This is a genomic window from Terriglobia bacterium, assembly GCA_020072815.1.
GTDB lineage: Bacteria > Acidobacteriota > Terriglobia > Terriglobales > Acidobacteriaceae > Angelobacter.
On the sequence record JAIQGE010000010.1, the window covers coordinates 72,644 to 86,842 of the forward strand.

Sequence of the window (14,199 nt, forward strand, 5' to 3'; positions counted from 1 at the left end):
GATGCCTCGGCCTGAAGAACAACTACAGAGACTCTATATCGCCGGCTTCGAACTCGAAACTTTTGAGCGCTTTCCCAAGGCCATCGGCGTTGTGCGGGAAGGATACGTCGCGTTCCTTGTCCCAGGACCGGACGGGCTCCAGATTCTGGGGAACGTCGGCAGGCGCATGGGCGAAAGCCTGGGGCCGTTGGTAGAGCGCGGCGGACGTAAGGTCTTCGTGCATAAGCAGGAAGAGATCGAAGCTACGGCCGAGATGATTGAGGCCCTGAAGCAGTTCAGGGAAGACCTGAAGCGGCTACTGCATGAGGCTGACTTGGTCTAATTGGGCACGTCCTGGGCTGGGATTTGGCATATTTTACATAATATACGTTATCAGACGTTGAGCGGGACGGGAGGAAGCAAGACGCAAGGAAGCTGGGATGCGTTTTGGCTCCACTTGGTTCTTCGCGTTGTCGCTCGCGGTGGCTACCCCGGCCACTGCAAGCGGCCACCTGCCGGCACCGCTCGACACCTCACAGGACTTCCACGCGATCGCTGCCGGCATCCACGGCGCCTGCTTCGTAGATACGGGCTTCTCCTGGCAGGCGCCGTTTTCTGATTCTGAATTGCAAGCCCCCAGCCCGAGCGTCTATTCTTCCCCCACTTTTTTCCCACACGAAACGACTCAGCTTTCTTCCCGTTCATCCGGGAGGAGTCGCATGGTTTGTGCCCGTCGAGCCAAGCGCGTTCTTGACTACCTGCGCGACATGATGGACGTGTGCCGGGGATTCCACCGCCACGATCTTTTGCGCGAGTACCAGGACGCCTGGGAGGTTGCAGCAGTCGCCATCTACGGCGCGTTGCCGCCGCGTAAGCCTATCGCGGCGAATTTCGCCTACGTGTCCCTAGCGCCAAAAGCGCCCACCTTCTGGCGCCAGCAAATGCTGGATTCACCGCTCAAGAAGATCGTGGGCCGTTTTCATGAGGAGCGCCGCGACCGTCGCCTGGGGATGGTGGCCACCGATTACGAGATGCTGGAGTGTGGCCACCGCGTTACGGCCGGCGTCCATCTCCCTGATTCGCCGCCGGCGAAGCGGCGCCACTGTTCGCAGTGTTCCAAGCAAAAAGTTTCTCCCGCGGTAGGGGCAGAGGTCGCGGCCGTCGCAGGGGCTGCACGTCCCGCGGCCCTGCCCCGTTTTGACCTTGGGGAAAAGAAACCGCCGGCGCCGGCCGCAAGCTACGCGCAGGCGAAAAGGAGGTGCTGAGTGTTCGAAGCACTTCAGCCGGCCATGATTCCAGCAGCCGCCACGGCGATAGACAAGGGGCTGTCCTACGACGAAGCCAAGTGCGCTTTCCAGACCAGTCTTGCTGCTGAGGCGATGCGGCGAACCGATAGCGACTACCGCGCCGCCAAGATCCTGAAGATGGCGCCCAGGTGGTTTTCTGTGGTGGTCAAAAGGAAACGCTGGAGCGCGTTGCAGCCGGCCATGACCCCAGCCGCGGCCGCGGCGATAGACCTGGGGCTGTCCTACCAGCAGGCAACGGCCGCGTATGAGCAGGCCGTTACCGCTGAGGCGATACGGCGCGCCGGCAACAAACAACGCGCGGCCCAAATCTTGAGGATGGCGCGCACCTGGCTGTCTCGCGTGAGCAAAGGCAACCGCAGAGGCAGCTTCAACCGAGGCGGAGGGAAAAAACCAAAACGGCTTGCCGCCGTGGAGAGCTGAGGCCATGCACTACCTGGTGGACGTGGGCCGGCTGATTCCCGTGACCGCGGTGACGGCGCAAGACGCGCTGGCGCTGGCGGAGCTGGACATCGGGTGCGAGAAGCACATCCACCGCGTCGCTGTGTACGAGCTGGGCAGCGACGGCAAAGAAGTAATCCGGGTGATCCCCTGCACCCAACAACGAAAGGAAGAAAGCCCGTGAAAGACGTAAACCTGAAAACTGCGACCAGCGCCGCGTTGGCGACGATCGTGATTCTGCTGCTGTGCGGCCTGGGCGTGAAGTCCTGCAACGCTGAGGATCTTCCCGACGCGCCCCAGGCCAAACCTCAGCCGGTCCACGCCGGCAACTACTTTCCAGAGCATCGCTTTCTGGACAAATCAAACACCTTCGCACTGGGCGCGATGGTGAGTTTGCGTGCGACGGACGCGGTGATCACCTGCCGCGTTTTGAAAACGGGACGATGGGAGGAAGGCTGGCTGTCCACTAATTCCTGCCGCGGCGTCGCCACCTTCAATGCGATTTTCAGCGCCCTGGGCGCCGGCGGAGCGTATCTGCTGCACCGCACCGGACACCACAAGCTGGAGCGCATCCCCATGTGGATCAGCGCCGGCGGATCAGCCGCGGGGATCGCTCAGTACGCCCAGCAGCGCAGCAGGGGGTTTTAAGGTGGACGACCACTCCGCCCTGGATTACGTGGACAGATTCACCGCGGCTGTGGTGCGGTGGGTTGACGATTATCTGGAGCGCGCCGCCTACCAGGGACCGGCGTGGAAACAAGCGGCCGCGCTGGAGTTGCCGGCCGTTCATGGGAGGGTTTTGCAATGAGCCAGTTCAGATTGGCGCAAACGTCTGCGCCGCTGGAGATCGTCCGCATGAAGAAAAAGAAAGTCCTGGTGATCGTGGAAGTTGAGGGGCCAGAGGAGAAGGTCCACGATTACGCCCGGATCGTTGAAGGCCACGTGCGCGCGATGGAAGGGATCATGCAGCGGATCAAGCTGGTGAGCAGCAAGCCCACGCCACTGCCAACGTTGAACGTTTACACCAGGGACGTGGAAAAAGCATGAGCGCCGGCGCCGACAAAAAACCCGCGTCCCCGCTGTTCGAGGTGCGCTGTCCCGCATGTATGCAGGACTTTGGCGGGTCCACCGCGCTGGAATCCGTGGTGCTGCTGTTCGAGCACCTCAAGGAGAAAAAAGACGTTGACGCTGCCCACTTCGAGGAATGGAAGTGGGGCCAGCAGGTGCTGAAGAACCTGCCCAAGGGGGACGTATGCCCAGGATGAACGGCGAACGGCCCGAAGCGTATGCCGCGCGGAGAGTTTTCGAGTATCAGCGCAAACACGCGCCGTCGTTGGAACTGAAGCCGGAGAGCGTTCCCTGGCCGCGGCCGTGTCTTTGCGCGCGGTACCCGTTCGCGCACTACCACGTGGAAACCACGCCGGTCCTGGACCGGCAAGGCAGGGGCAATGGCTGAAGCAATCCGCAACGCGCCCAACTGGTGTTTTTTCGTCATGGGGTCTTTTGCGGTCCTGGGCTTTCTCCTGGGATGGCGCCTGCGCCATCACGACATCAGCAAGGCCGCGTTGACGTGCAACAAGGGGTACGACGCTGGGCGCGTGATGCGGCCCGGCTTCGACCCGATCCAGGAGACGGCCACGTGGAACGCGGGGTACCTCAAGGGCTGGAATGATCGCGACGCTAACGGCGACGCTGAAGGGAACAGGAAATGACCCAACTCCTGCACAAGCCGGCCAGCACAGAGCCGCCGCTGCTGCTGTTTTCAGATTTTTCCCCGCGCGCCGCTTGCGTCTTTTGCGGTGACGGGAAAGAAGGCCGGTACATGTGCAGCACGTGCCGGCGGGTCCCGCTAGTCCAAATGTTTGGGAATTATATACATGAGTACCGTGGAGGGAGCGAATGTCAACAGTGTTGAGAAGTGAAAAAGTAACCGGGCCTTTGGGCACATTCAGGATTAGCACGGTGAAGACTCTCGCTGGTGGTGGAGCAAACGACACGAGAGGGCCATTCAGCGATGCGGATTACGTTGACGAAACACCGTGGCCGTTTGAAGTCATGGTCTTTAGGGAGGTCAGTATTACTGGCCTGTACCATGCACCGCTGGCCAGTGAATCGGAAGCCATCGAACATCATGCTTTGATGGTTGAAACTATTCGCAAAGGGTTGGAATTCGGCGGCGGGGTGCAGGGACAATTTGGCACTCCCTCTGTCACGGCACAAGAGTGGCGTGATCGCATGGCCGCAAAAGGGTTAGGGACTTAAGTATATAAATCCCAAATGTTTTGGTTGAACAGGAGGTGACGAAAGTGTCTACATCAGCAATCGAGCAAAGACCCACCGCGGCGCCACCGCCGCCAGACAGCGAGACGGCCAGCGTCAATATCCCGCTGAGCAAGATCGTGCCATCCAAAACCAACCCCGGCCGGTCCTATGACGCGGCACGGGACAGCGAAATGGTCGAGAGCATCCGCGCGCACGCGGTCCTGCAGCCCATCTTGCTGCGTACCCCAGGAGTAAAAGGCAGCTCTTTTCAGATCAAGGGCGCCTATGAGATTGTTGCCGGCGAACGTCGCTACCACTGTTCGCTGAAAGCCGGCCGCACACACATCTCAGCCGTGGTCCGCGAGCTGACTGACATCCAGGCGCTGGAGATCCAGACCATTGAAAATGACCAGCGTGAGGATCTGGACCCGCTGGGCAAGTCCGCGGCGTATGCCCGGCTGAGAGACGCCTACCTCGCAGACGGCCTGGGCGATTACAAAAAGCGCATGGTGGAACGCCTGGGGCGCAAAGAGCGCACCGTGGAGCAAACGCTGTCCCTGGGCAACCTGTCCAAGCAAGGCCAGAATCTGCTGGCCAATGGCGATATGTCGCTCAGCCACGCTTACGAAGTTTGCCGCCGCACCGCCGCGGAGCAAAAGAGAATCCTGGACTGGTACGAACATGCGTCCAGGTACTCCAAAGTTTCAGTACGCGACCTGAAGGACCACATTCGCGAGGAGTGCAATCACTTTCTGGACGCGGCGCCGTTCGACAAAAAAGACCCCAAGCTCTTCCCTGGCGCCGGCGCCTGCACTGATTGCCAGAAAAATACCGCGGTCAATCCCAACCTGGTGGACCCGGAGGACCTGAAAGGCAAGAACGGCGGGAAACGCGCCATCTGCACCGATGGCGATTGCTGGAAAACCAAGGTGAGCCGCAACCTGGTCCAGATCGAGGAGGCCGCGAAAAAAGCCCGTGAGGAAGTCATTCACGTTTCCACGTCGCATGCACCCCCCAAGGGCGCCAAAGCTGCTGGTGACTGGAAAGAGGTCAAGCCTGGGAGCTGCCAATATTCCGGTCCCGGCTTGATCCTTGATGGCAAGCAACGTGGAACGGAGATCGAGGTGTGCATCGCCACCAACGTGTGCAAAGAACATTGGGGCAGAGACGTGGAGCCAAACGCCAGCCGCATTCCTTCCCGTCCCCGGAGCGAGGCTGAGAAAAAGGCCATGCTGCAAAAGCAGCGCAACAAGAAGCTGGACCAGGCTTTCAGGATCGCCGCCACGGCACAGCTACGCAAGAGTGTGAAGTCGCTGAAAGACCAGGACCTGAAGGACGTGGCGCTGGCCATGTTTGAAGGAATGGACCGCCGGCTGCGTAATCCTGTCCTGGCCGCAATGGGTTGGAAGACCAGCACGAGCTGGTACGGCCCATCCACGCCCGCCAAACAGATCGCCGCGCTAAAGCCGCCTGACGTTGCAGCGTTCATGGCTCTAATGGCGATCGCAGACAACGTGCTGCCTGGCCTGCCAGACTACATAGGCCGCGACAGCAAGGTGCAGTTGCAGCCATTCGCCAAACGCCACAAGGTGAACCTGGTGAAGATCCACAAGGCCGCGGCCGCGCCACTCCAGGCCAACTGGCGCGTGATTGATGCGCGCAAGAAAGCAGCCAAGGCCAAGCCCAAACCCAAGGCGAAGGCCAAGCCGGCGCAAACGATTGCGAAGGTGACTCGCGCATCGGCCACAAAGGGCATTCTCGCCCACATAGCCAAGAGAAAGGGGAAGGCGAAGAAGGCCGCATGATCGCGATCAGGGAGTTTGAGGTGGAACAAGGGTCCACGCCGAACATGAGTTACCGCGTCGCTTTTCTCAAGGGAGGCGTGGTAGTGGCGGAGTTTATTAGGCCCACGATGCAGGAAGCGGTGGACGCTTGCCACGTCGCCGGGTATCAGTTTGCCGACAGGGCTAGCTTTTTCCTGGAAAAAGGCGGGACATCTGTTGCGCCGGTTTCGTTGCTCGTGTTGAGGCCCAAGCAATGAGCAAATTCTGGCTGAACGCGCTGTGCCTGATCGCGGCCCTGGCGGTGGCGATGCTAGCCGCGCGTTGCTGAGAGCTTCCCCGCTGAAACAGGCGGGGCATCTGACGACGAAGGGAGGACGTTTCCTTTTTTGTTTAGAACTTAGCCAATCAGGGGACCGGACGCCAACCCGCTAGTGGGCTTTGGTCCCCCTGATTCTAAACCAAGGAGCAGGGAGAATGAACCAAAAGTTTAGATACGAGGCGGAGTGGTGGGCACACCCCAACGGCCGACAACAGAATCTCTATTTCGGCCGAACGTTCGCGCTAGCAACGGACGATCCAAGCCAGGCGCTGGCGCTGATCATCAAGAACCCGCCCCCCGAAGCAAACGGCGGTCCAATCAAAAACTTCAGCGGCCCTAACTGGACGGTGTACACAGACTGATGGCCAAGACTCCTCACCATCTGCGAATGCTGGGCGTCCCCGAGGACTGCGGCCCCGATCGCGCCGTCCCCAGGGTGATCGAGGGATATGTTGGCCCCTACAAAAAAGAGGCCATGAGTCTCTACTTCAGCAAAATCTTTGCGCGCGCCCTGCCTGAGTGGAACGCGCCTGAGATCCACTTCAGTGAAGTCACCCACGCCCGGCTGGCAGCGATGAACGGCGTGCGCCGTGAGACTATCAGCCGGCGCATCGGCAAGCTGTCCAGGGGGACAAAGAAATGGGACGAAGCCCAGCGCAGAAAGCGTTCGATGGAAGAAACCAGGCGCGCGGCCGCGCAGGGCAAGCGAGTGCGGGTTGGGCGCCGCAAGCTGGCGTTGCGATCGCTGGAACCCGTTGCGGAGTTGTTTGAAGTCACGCCGCGATTCAACGCCCCCAACCTGTACAAAGGCCCCAAGGGCGCCGTGGGCGGCAAGAACGATCCTTGCCGCGCGGCCCGTGACGCCGCTGAGAAATATGGGACGAAAAATTTTGACTCCACGGCCCACGTCAACGGCTTCAAGCGCATTGACGCCGTCATCTGGCATCCCACCCTGCCCGACGTGGTGCCCTGTGAATGCAAGATGGGCCAGGCGCGGCTTCCCTTCCAGGGGGAATGCCCCACGTGCGGGGGCAAGGGCAAGGTGTTCAAAGGCTCACTGCCAGATTTCGGCCGAAACTTTCTCACGCTGCTTCAGATGTGGGGCATTGAAGACGAGATCCCTGAGCTGCGCGACAATGACGACAAGATCGTGCGCAAGCACAAGCCCGCGGGAATGCTCCAGATCCCGCAGTGGAAGATGGCACAACGCATGGGATGCGACGAAGACACCCTGCGTAAGTATCAGCGAAAAGCTGAGGCCCTGCTGTTCATCAAGGTTGTGGACGGCGACAAATACGGGGCGTGTCCATCGTGCGCCGGCGGTCCAGTGCTGGCCAAAGCCAAGGTTTGCCCGTCCTGCCACGCCAACATTGCCGGCAAGGTGCGCATCACGTCCAGCGATCCCGACAAGATCATCTGGATGCCCGGCCGGCTGATGGAGCACGAGATGTGCCTGGCCGAGCGGCAACGCTTCCTGGAGGCCAAGGCGAAGCTGGCAGACCAGTCCGCTGCCTGGAAGGCTGACCAGGTCCACCTGGAGCTGCTGAAGGAATGGGGAGGCAAGGAGCACACCCTAAAAGCCTTCTGGAATGAGCTGTACCGTCGTTTTGCTCACCACGGGGTCCCGCGTGACGCGCGCAAGGCCCTTCTACCCTCTTACCTCGAGTGATTTGATCCCTTTACACCAGTTTCCTGGCCTGGCACCAGGGAGCGCGACGGGAGAGTTGTCCCCGCCGCGCTTTTTTTGCGTCCCCGCATGGATGGCTGCTATACTCTAACTTTCGCCTATTGTTCTATGGGCAAAAGTTTACCAGGTAGATTCTGGAAAAACGTCCCGGTCGGGCCGATCCCGCCCTCCCCTACCCGTGGCATCGCCAGGAGCGAATAAAATCCACAGGCCACGGTGAATATTCAAGAACAATGTGCGTTTTCTCGGAGTACGACAGTGCGATCCTTCGCAAACCACGGTGCGAAAAATCAGAAGTTGGGCGTGCGAAAAACCCTGTCTTCTCTTAGACTTTAGACCTTCAGACCCCTTATCTAGAGTAGTAGCTAGATTTCCTCGCTGTGCATGGTGTGGAAAGCGGAGCGTCACCAAGAACGTGACGCTCTTTCCCTTTGGGGCTCCGCCCCAAACCCGCAGAACCTCCCAACGAACGGGAGGTGCAATCCAGATGCCACACGGGATAGATCCCACCAGGTCCCACGTGAACGCCGGCGAAGAGCAAAAGCAACCCCAACCCCAAAAACTTCAGCCTGCTAAAACCGCGCGTATGCGTCTAACCCAATCACCCCGGCAACGATCACACAGCCAGGCCCGGCAGAGTTCACACCACTGGACCAGCTTAGATCGCGTATCGTTTTCCAACCGCCGGCAGCACTCACACGTTCCAACAATCACCATGCCTCAGTCCAGCAATTCGTCCAGGAGAAAATATCCCCCGATGATCAGCAGCCCGATCCACACCGGCGCCGGCAGCGAGCTGAGTACAACGCCAGGGTCAACAGTTGCGCTTGCTACTTGGACCTGGCTTAGATCGGGGAAGCCCAGGAGCTGCTGCCCCTGAGCCGCCGCCCCCTGCAAAGTAGTTTGCAAACACATCGTTGGGGCTTACGCCCAGGAACCCCGTCACGTTGGCCACCCATGCCGCGGAATTGCCCGCGTACTTTTTCGCGATCTGTGACCAGGTCATTAGCGGCGAGTAGGTGGAACTGGTCCCGTTGACAATGTTTGTGATTTTTTCGCGAAGCGCCTGCCAGCCGCCCTCTTTGCTGGCGAACACAATCAAAATCTCACCGTCTGGCAGTGTCACGTAGCCAGAGACGGGTTGGCCGTGTTCGTCGCCTTTGCTGAGGTCCCCAGGGTTGTTGTAGCGATCTGGAGGTGCACCGGGAACGTTGGCGCCCTCTGCCGACGCGATGGCCTGGCAGACGGTCCAGATCAAGTCACCACCAGGCCACGTGCTGGGATCAAAGGTGATCATGTTTCTAGTTGTCCAGCTTTACGTCGTATTCCAGCAGGATGGCCGAGTTGCCGCCGTTGGACGTGGTAAATTTGAACGCGATATTTACAAACTCCGCCACCGTTTCATCCACCGCGGCCGATGCGGCCGTCGCAGTGTCCAGGAAGTCAGTACAGCCCACCGCGGTGGTCGCTCCCAGGTTGATGCATAGCTGCCCTTTCGCGATAAACGTGCCAGACGCGCCGATGGTGGACGTGGTAGAGAGTGAGCAATCAAACCAGAATTGGCCGTTGGTGAGGTTGTTCGCCTGGTTCGTGCTGGTGATGGCGCAGCCGGCCGGCGCCACCACAGTGCCAGAGGCGCATCCTGAAACCTGGCACAGCATCAGCTCTGCGTTTAGGACCGACGCCGCGGCGTTGGTATAGACCCCACTGCCATGAACCCTGATCTTGCGTGGCGTGATGTTGGCCAGGTTCGCGGGGATCTGTATGTCGCTGGCCGCGGCCACCAGCGGGGTAAAGTTCGCGGTGGTAATCGGGACTGAAGTCGTGCCCTGGTAGGCGCCCAGGCTGCGCGTGAGGTCCGCGTAAAGCAGCGCCGGCGCCGGCACAGCGTTAATGTTGCCGGTGATGTCCTGGCTGGCGCCGGCGATCGTGATCTGCCCCGTGGTGAAACACTGAGGCCCTGTGCTGCCAGGGTCCGGGTAGCTGGTGGTGGGAGCTGAGCAAATCGAAAACTGCCAATGCGTGCTCCCTGGCGTAATCGAACCGTTGGCCATCAACGAAAGCGCGAACTGCCCCGCTGTGTTAATGGTCACCGGGGACACCGGCGGGATCAGCGGGAAACCCGTTGCGGTCACGCTGGGCGACGCGCCGCCGCTCACGTTGACAAACTGAGGCATGACGGTCCCGCCCCCATAGGGCACGCCGTTTTTGTCCAGGACCGTCCCGGTGATAGACGTGATGGTTTGCCCCGCGGCCGGCAGGACCGCGGCGAACGAAGCGGCCACCAGCAATAGCGCGGCCGCAAGAGTTGTTTTGACGCTCATACTTGTTTCCTCCAAAAAGTTGCTATCGTTTCTTTCCCCCGCTGAACATCAACAGCGCGGCGCCGCCGGCCAGCAGGACCCAGTTGGGGATGCCGCCGATCATGGCGCCCTGCAGCCAGGTGGCGATGGAAGCCATAAAGTCGGCCGGCGCCGGCGCAGATGTTTGCGCTGGCGTCCCCGTGGTGGTGGAAATAACCAAGCCGGACGGCGTGACCGCCGTGGGCGTGGATGCCGGCGTGGACGCGGGCGATTGCGTCACCGCGGGCGCTACGGTGGAAGTGGGAGCGGACGCCGCGGACGGCGTGGCCACGGGAGTGGCGGCCGGCGGGGTGTAAGCGATTGCGGCGCCGCTGGCGTCGCAATAATGGCTGGACCCGTCCGACATGTTGCACTGGAAAACTCCAGGCGCGACGCTCAGCGTATTGACCAGCGTGACCGTGGCGCCGGTTTGCGTGGACACCGGCGTACCCGATGGCGTGACGGCCGGCGTGGGCGCCGATGTGGATGCCGCCGCTTGTGCCGCGGCCCATTTTGCAGCCAAGTCCGCAGGGAGTTGCTGGCCAAACTGCTGGAGCACGCTTATCTGCGTCGCGTCTGGCGTCTGTGGTGAAAAAGAAAACGATTGCCCCGATGCAGAGATGAACTGATCAGGCAGGACCGGGTAGCCCAAGCCCAGCCTCTTGCGCGCGTGAACGTAGCGGCGATGGATCACAAGATGCTCCCCTGAACGTCCAGCGTGCCGGTATTTGCGACCCCGCACGTGGTGAGCTGGACCTGGACCGTGTGTCCCACAGCGCCGGCCAGGCTGGGATTCCATTGGAACCTGAAAGTTGTAGTACCCACCTCAGTTGCTGCGCTGGTCCACAGGTTCACAGAGGCAGTGGTGTCCACTACCAGGAGCTGAGAGGTTCCGGCGGAACATCTCCCGCTGATCGAAAACACGTGTGCGCGCTGGAATACGTTTCCAGCCACCAGAGTGAAAGTCACAGAGGCAGTGGCGTTCACAGCGGTGGTCTCTGCGTTGTTGGTGTTAGCCGGCTGAATCGCGGCCGGCTGAGCCGCACCAGGCGGGTAAAAGTAGTAATAGCCTGTGTAGTTTCCCGCTCCCGTGCACGAGTTGCATCGCACGCTGATGGCAGTACAAGACATTGCCGGCACCGGCAGCAAAGTTGAACCTCCGCCGGTTAGGGTCAGGGACGACTCTGTGCTGACCGCTCCAAAATCAAAGCATCGCGCTACGAGAGTGCCGCCGGTGAAATTGGCGGATGCGCTGATTACGATGTAACCCGCGGTTGACCCATAAGGGGAATTGATCGTTGGAGCGGTGATGGTCCCAGATTGTGTCTGCTGGGTAAAAAGCACTTTTCTGATCTGCTGGCCGGCCCCATAGAGGCCAAAAGGATTTTCCGGGATGGCTGAGGTGCCAACGTAATTGGCCGTGATGGTATCAGCCACGTCGCACGTCGTACACTTCGCCAGATTCACCCGCAAAAAAGGATAGTTGCCAATGCCAAGGACCAGGCCCTGGGCGTTCTGGCTGATCTCTGTGCCATCATCGCTGATGGGAAACCATGTACCAGTGACGCAAGTCGCGGAGTCGCTGTTAAAACTGCCTTCCAGTCGAATCTGTACTCCTGTCGGCGCGCCGGTTGCTCCCGTCTCCTGGTAGAAGAGAAAATGGACGGTCTGCCCCACGTTCGTGATGCAGGGGGATGCGGTAGGAGCACTTACGCCGTTTAGGTTTAGCTGCGTTGCGGACGCCGACACGCTCTGTGGGGACACGTTGGTGACCTGGCCCACGGCCGCGGCCGCGGAGAGTAAGAGCAAAATCGAAAGTAGAATCTTTTTCACGAAGTCCCCTTTTGGTGTTGCGATCTTTCCCAGAGTCGCCGGCGGATCGCGTCCAACATCAAGCCCACGTCGTCAACCTCTTGGTCGGCTGGGATGTCGTTTTCCTGGCAGTACCAAATCCAGATGAGCTTGTGTTGCAGCATGAACACGTCCATCTTTTTCTCGAAGCGGCGCATAGTGCGTACCAGCCACACCACCGGCGCCCCCAGCCCGCCCACCACAGCGATTAATGTGGCGACGAAAGCCAGATAAGGGTTAACGTTGGCCATGAAAGTAGGCATCACCAGATCGAATCCTCAGTTGCGCGCCACTTGGGGTAAAACCATCCGCTGAGCCGCCCGCCGGCCTGCACTCCGCCCGCGGCCAGGCTCACGTTGGAGACTTGCAGCACCACGAGTTGCTGTTCGTACACCAGGATGCCAGCCGTCTCTGCTGGATTGTTCACCGCGCCCAGGCTGGCCAGGATGTTGTCGTAATTGCGAATCACTCCCGCGTTGGCCAGGATCTGCCAGATCAGCGAGCCGGACCCTTCAGTCCAGCCGCCGCCCACGATCACGTTGCCCACGCGCTTGATTACGCCGTGGAAGCCCTCGGGCACAGTGAACGTGACCACTACGCCGCTGGCCGCGATCACCGGCAGCGCGATATAGCTGGTGTAGTCAAAGGCCAGGCCGTCTGGAGGCATCCACAGATGCGCCGGCAGAGAGATTTCTTGCGGCAAAATTGTTTGGCTACTCATCCACGCACCCCGCGATCACGACCTGAACGCCGTTGGCGCTGGCCTGTAAATTCTGAATTCTCACCAGGATGGTGTGGCCGGCGTGGAAGCGGTAAGGCTTACGCAGGGAAAAAGGATGCCGCGCACTGCCCCCAAAATTCACGTCGTTAACGCCCACGATCGAAAACCGTTTTCCCTTCCCTGGCTGAGTGGACATGTCGCGGATCTGCACGCGGCATCCTGGGTTGGCCCCGGTCCCGCCCACCGTGGTAGAAACCATCAGCGTGTGAGCGAGAAAGTCCGACTGGCAGACCTGGCGCAGTTCCACCCACTGATTGGCGGGAATGGTCACGTCGCCCGCGGCGCCGCCAAACACTTGCCAGAAGGGACGCCGGCCGCGCATCTGCCGGCGATCGCGCAAGCTGGGCACATACGCCCGGCTGGCCAGCTTGGCAGTGGATAGCCACAACCCCAGCGCGTGACGCCGCGGTCCCTTGAAGCGGTCCTGATTCCAGATGCTCATGTCAGCCTGTCCACCTGTGCCTGGTAGTGCTGCGCTATCCGCGTGTGCAGCGAGTTGACAGCCTGCGACTGTTCAGGCTGTTTGAACTTCTTAAACCAGCCATCATTCGCGGCCAGTGTGTTCACCTGGGCAGGCGTAAGCTGTGCCGCGGCCATACCCTGGGCCGTGGACAGCAACGCTTGCACGTCGGCCTTGGTGCGAATATCCTGCGCGGCCACGATCTGTTGTTTATCGTGGTCCCGGTTGCCAGGATGCTGGACCAGGACCAGGCGTGTGACCGGGTCCAGCACTTTGGCGTAGATCCAGTGGTCCACGCCGTCAGTCTGTCTGATCTGGACAATGTCCCCTGCGTTCATAAAAAGTTCTCCCTCTCCTCGCGAAGTTCAGGCCGCGGGGGGTTATGCCTTGACGATCGCGCCCTGGCTGCCTTGCGCCGGATTGTCCCGCGGGTAGAGCTTGTAGCCACGAAGCACCAGTTGGATCGTGTTGCCCGCGTTGGAACGATCTGTAAAGCTGGCCCGGACCACTGAAGACCTGGCCCACACGTAAGGCTCTACCAGCGGGAAAGGCAATTGCGCCGTGCCGGCAAAGTTCTCGCCGTTCACGTTGGTAGTGGAAAGATTCCTGCCGGTGGAAGGATCGAGCAGCGACACAGAGTAAATCCCGGTAGAGTTGGCCACGGTAAAGACCCATTCAAAGTCCGCGTCCTGGTCAATCTGCTGCTGGACAGGCAAGCCGGCCTGCAGGGCGGTAAGGACCGCGTTGGGCAATACCAGGTCATAAGGCACGCGAATGGGCTGTTGCTGGATCACGCCGTTGCCCTGGCAATTGGGACAAGTCTGGAAACCGCCGCGGCCGGTGGGCAGTGCGCCCTTCCCTTTGCAGGTGGGGCAGGTCACGCCGGCTGCCAGTGCTGATGGTGTGGTGGACATAAATGTCTTTTTCCTCAAATCTCAAAAGAGTCTGCAAACTCCAGGGCCTTACCGGCCCTGGAGCTAAAGCGTTTT

At 60.4% G+C, this 14,199-nt stretch carries 24 protein-coding genes; 15 read left to right on the top strand and 9 right to left on the bottom strand.

What is annotated here, in order from left to right; all coding sequences use genetic code 11:
- The first annotated feature begins 1 nt into the window (after window position 1).
- From LAO20_14185 to LAO20_14255, 15 genes are all read left to right on the top strand, one after another.
- Window positions 2-322: a hypothetical protein gene (locus LAO20_14185; protein MBZ5532577.1), complete on the top strand. Its 321-nt coding sequence runs from the start codon at window positions 2-4 to the stop codon at window positions 320-322.
- A gap of 376 nt (window positions 323-698) precedes the next feature.
- Window positions 699-1,244, top strand: a complete 546-nt coding sequence (locus LAO20_14190) for a hypothetical protein (GenBank protein ID MBZ5532578.1) — start codon at window positions 699-701, stop codon at window positions 1,242-1,244.
- On the top strand, window positions 1,245-1,706 hold the full coding sequence (locus tag LAO20_14195) for a hypothetical protein (protein ID MBZ5532579.1): 462 nt from the start codon (window positions 1,245-1,247) through the stop codon (window positions 1,704-1,706). It abuts the gene before it with no gap.
- 4 nt (window positions 1,707-1,710) lie between these two features.
- Window positions 1,711-1,908 (top strand): hypothetical protein, encoded by a 198-nt coding sequence (locus LAO20_14200; GenBank protein ID MBZ5532580.1) that lies wholly within the window; start codon window positions 1,711-1,713, stop codon window positions 1,906-1,908.
- The gene (locus LAO20_14205; GenBank protein ID MBZ5532581.1) at window positions 1,905-2,372 is read left to right on the top strand and encodes a hypothetical protein; all 468 of its coding nucleotides are present in this window, start codon (window positions 1,905-1,907) and stop codon (window positions 2,370-2,372) included. Before LAO20_14200 ends, LAO20_14205 begins: the two co-directional genes overlap by 4 nt.
- A 1-nt stretch (window position 2,373) precedes the next feature.
- Entirely contained in the window at window positions 2,374-2,532 is a 159-nt protein-coding gene (locus LAO20_14210; protein MBZ5532582.1) for a hypothetical protein, read from the top strand.
- Entirely contained in the window at window positions 2,529-2,771 is a 243-nt protein-coding gene (locus LAO20_14215; GenBank protein MBZ5532583.1) for a hypothetical protein, read from the top strand. Before LAO20_14210 ends, LAO20_14215 begins: the two co-directional genes overlap by 4 nt.
- Entirely contained in the window at window positions 2,768-2,989 is a 222-nt protein-coding gene (locus LAO20_14220) for a hypothetical protein (protein ID MBZ5532584.1), read from the top strand. The genes LAO20_14215 and LAO20_14220 overlap by 4 nt, the downstream gene beginning before the upstream one ends.
- Window positions 2,977-3,180: a hypothetical protein gene (locus LAO20_14225; protein MBZ5532585.1), complete on the top strand. Its 204-nt coding sequence runs from the start codon at window positions 2,977-2,979 to the stop codon at window positions 3,178-3,180. Before LAO20_14220 ends, LAO20_14225 begins: the two co-directional genes overlap by 13 nt.
- Window positions 3,173-3,436: a hypothetical protein gene (locus LAO20_14230; GenBank protein MBZ5532586.1), complete on the top strand. Its 264-nt coding sequence runs from the start codon at window positions 3,173-3,175 to the stop codon at window positions 3,434-3,436. Before LAO20_14225 ends, LAO20_14230 begins: the two co-directional genes overlap by 8 nt.
- Window positions 3,437-3,623: 187 nt before the next feature.
- Complete coding sequence (locus LAO20_14235) at window positions 3,624-3,986, top strand: hypothetical protein (GenBank protein MBZ5532587.1); 363 nt, start codon at window positions 3,624-3,626, stop codon at window positions 3,984-3,986.
- 44 nt (window positions 3,987-4,030) lie between these two features.
- Window positions 4,031-5,791, top strand: coding sequence for a ParB/RepB/Spo0J family partition protein (locus tag LAO20_14240; protein ID MBZ5532588.1), 1,761 nt, complete (start codon window positions 4,031-4,033; stop codon window positions 5,789-5,791).
- A complete protein-coding gene (locus LAO20_14245) occupies window positions 5,788-6,027 on the top strand; it encodes a hypothetical protein (GenBank protein ID MBZ5532589.1) in 240 nt (79 codons plus the stop codon). The genes LAO20_14240 and LAO20_14245 overlap by 4 nt, the downstream gene beginning before the upstream one ends.
- A gap of 217 nt (window positions 6,028-6,244) precedes the next feature.
- A complete protein-coding gene (locus LAO20_14250) occupies window positions 6,245-6,451 on the top strand; it encodes a hypothetical protein (GenBank protein ID MBZ5532590.1) in 207 nt (68 codons plus the stop codon).
- Window positions 6,451-7,758 carry a hypothetical protein gene (locus LAO20_14255; GenBank protein MBZ5532591.1) on the top strand — a complete coding sequence of 436 codons (1,308 nt, stop codon included), beginning with the start codon at window positions 6,451-6,453 and terminating at the stop codon, window positions 7,756-7,758. Before LAO20_14250 ends, LAO20_14255 begins: the two co-directional genes overlap by 1 nt.
- 832 nt (window positions 7,759-8,590) lie before the next feature.
- Here LAO20_14255 and LAO20_14260 read toward each other — a convergent pair.
- The 9 genes from LAO20_14260 to LAO20_14300 are packed head-to-tail and all read right to left on the bottom strand — an operon-like array spanning window position 8,591 to window position 14,124.
- Complete coding sequence (locus tag LAO20_14260; protein MBZ5532592.1) at window positions 8,591-9,073, bottom strand: hypothetical protein; 483 nt, start codon at window positions 9,071-9,073, stop codon at window positions 8,591-8,593.
- A gap of 4 nt (window positions 9,074-9,077) precedes the next feature.
- Window positions 9,078-10,100, bottom strand: a complete 1,023-nt coding sequence (locus tag LAO20_14265) for a hypothetical protein (protein MBZ5532593.1) — start codon at window positions 10,098-10,100, stop codon at window positions 9,078-9,080.
- A 22-nt stretch (window positions 10,101-10,122) separates the two neighbouring features.
- Entirely contained in the window at window positions 10,123-10,812 is a 690-nt protein-coding gene (locus tag LAO20_14270; GenBank protein ID MBZ5532594.1) for a hypothetical protein, read from the bottom strand.
- Window positions 10,809-11,951 carry a hypothetical protein gene (locus LAO20_14275; protein MBZ5532595.1) on the bottom strand — a complete coding sequence of 381 codons (1,143 nt, stop codon included), beginning with the start codon at window positions 11,949-11,951 and terminating at the stop codon, window positions 10,809-10,811. The genes LAO20_14270 and LAO20_14275 overlap by 4 nt, the downstream gene beginning before the upstream one ends.
- A complete protein-coding gene (locus tag LAO20_14280; protein ID MBZ5532596.1) occupies window positions 11,948-12,232 on the bottom strand; it encodes a hypothetical protein in 285 nt (94 codons plus the stop codon). The genes LAO20_14275 and LAO20_14280 overlap by 4 nt, the downstream gene beginning before the upstream one ends.
- The gene (locus LAO20_14285; protein ID MBZ5532597.1) at window positions 12,232-12,690 is read right to left on the bottom strand and encodes a hypothetical protein; all 459 of its coding nucleotides are present in this window, start codon (window positions 12,688-12,690) and stop codon (window positions 12,232-12,234) included. Before LAO20_14285 ends, LAO20_14280 begins: the two co-directional genes overlap by 1 nt.
- The gene (locus LAO20_14290; protein MBZ5532598.1) at window positions 12,683-13,192 is read right to left on the bottom strand and encodes a hypothetical protein; all 510 of its coding nucleotides are present in this window, start codon (window positions 13,190-13,192) and stop codon (window positions 12,683-12,685) included. Before LAO20_14290 ends, LAO20_14285 begins: the two co-directional genes overlap by 8 nt.
- Entirely contained in the window at window positions 13,189-13,548 is a 360-nt protein-coding gene (locus LAO20_14295) for a hypothetical protein (GenBank protein ID MBZ5532599.1), read from the bottom strand. Before LAO20_14295 ends, LAO20_14290 begins: the two co-directional genes overlap by 4 nt.
- A 42-nt stretch (window positions 13,549-13,590) precedes the next feature.
- Window positions 13,591-14,124 carry a zinc finger-like domain-containing protein gene (locus tag LAO20_14300; GenBank protein ID MBZ5532600.1) on the bottom strand — a complete coding sequence of 178 codons (534 nt, stop codon included), beginning with the start codon at window positions 14,122-14,124 and terminating at the stop codon, window positions 13,591-13,593.
- Between the last annotated feature and the right edge of the window lie 75 nt (window positions 14,125-14,199).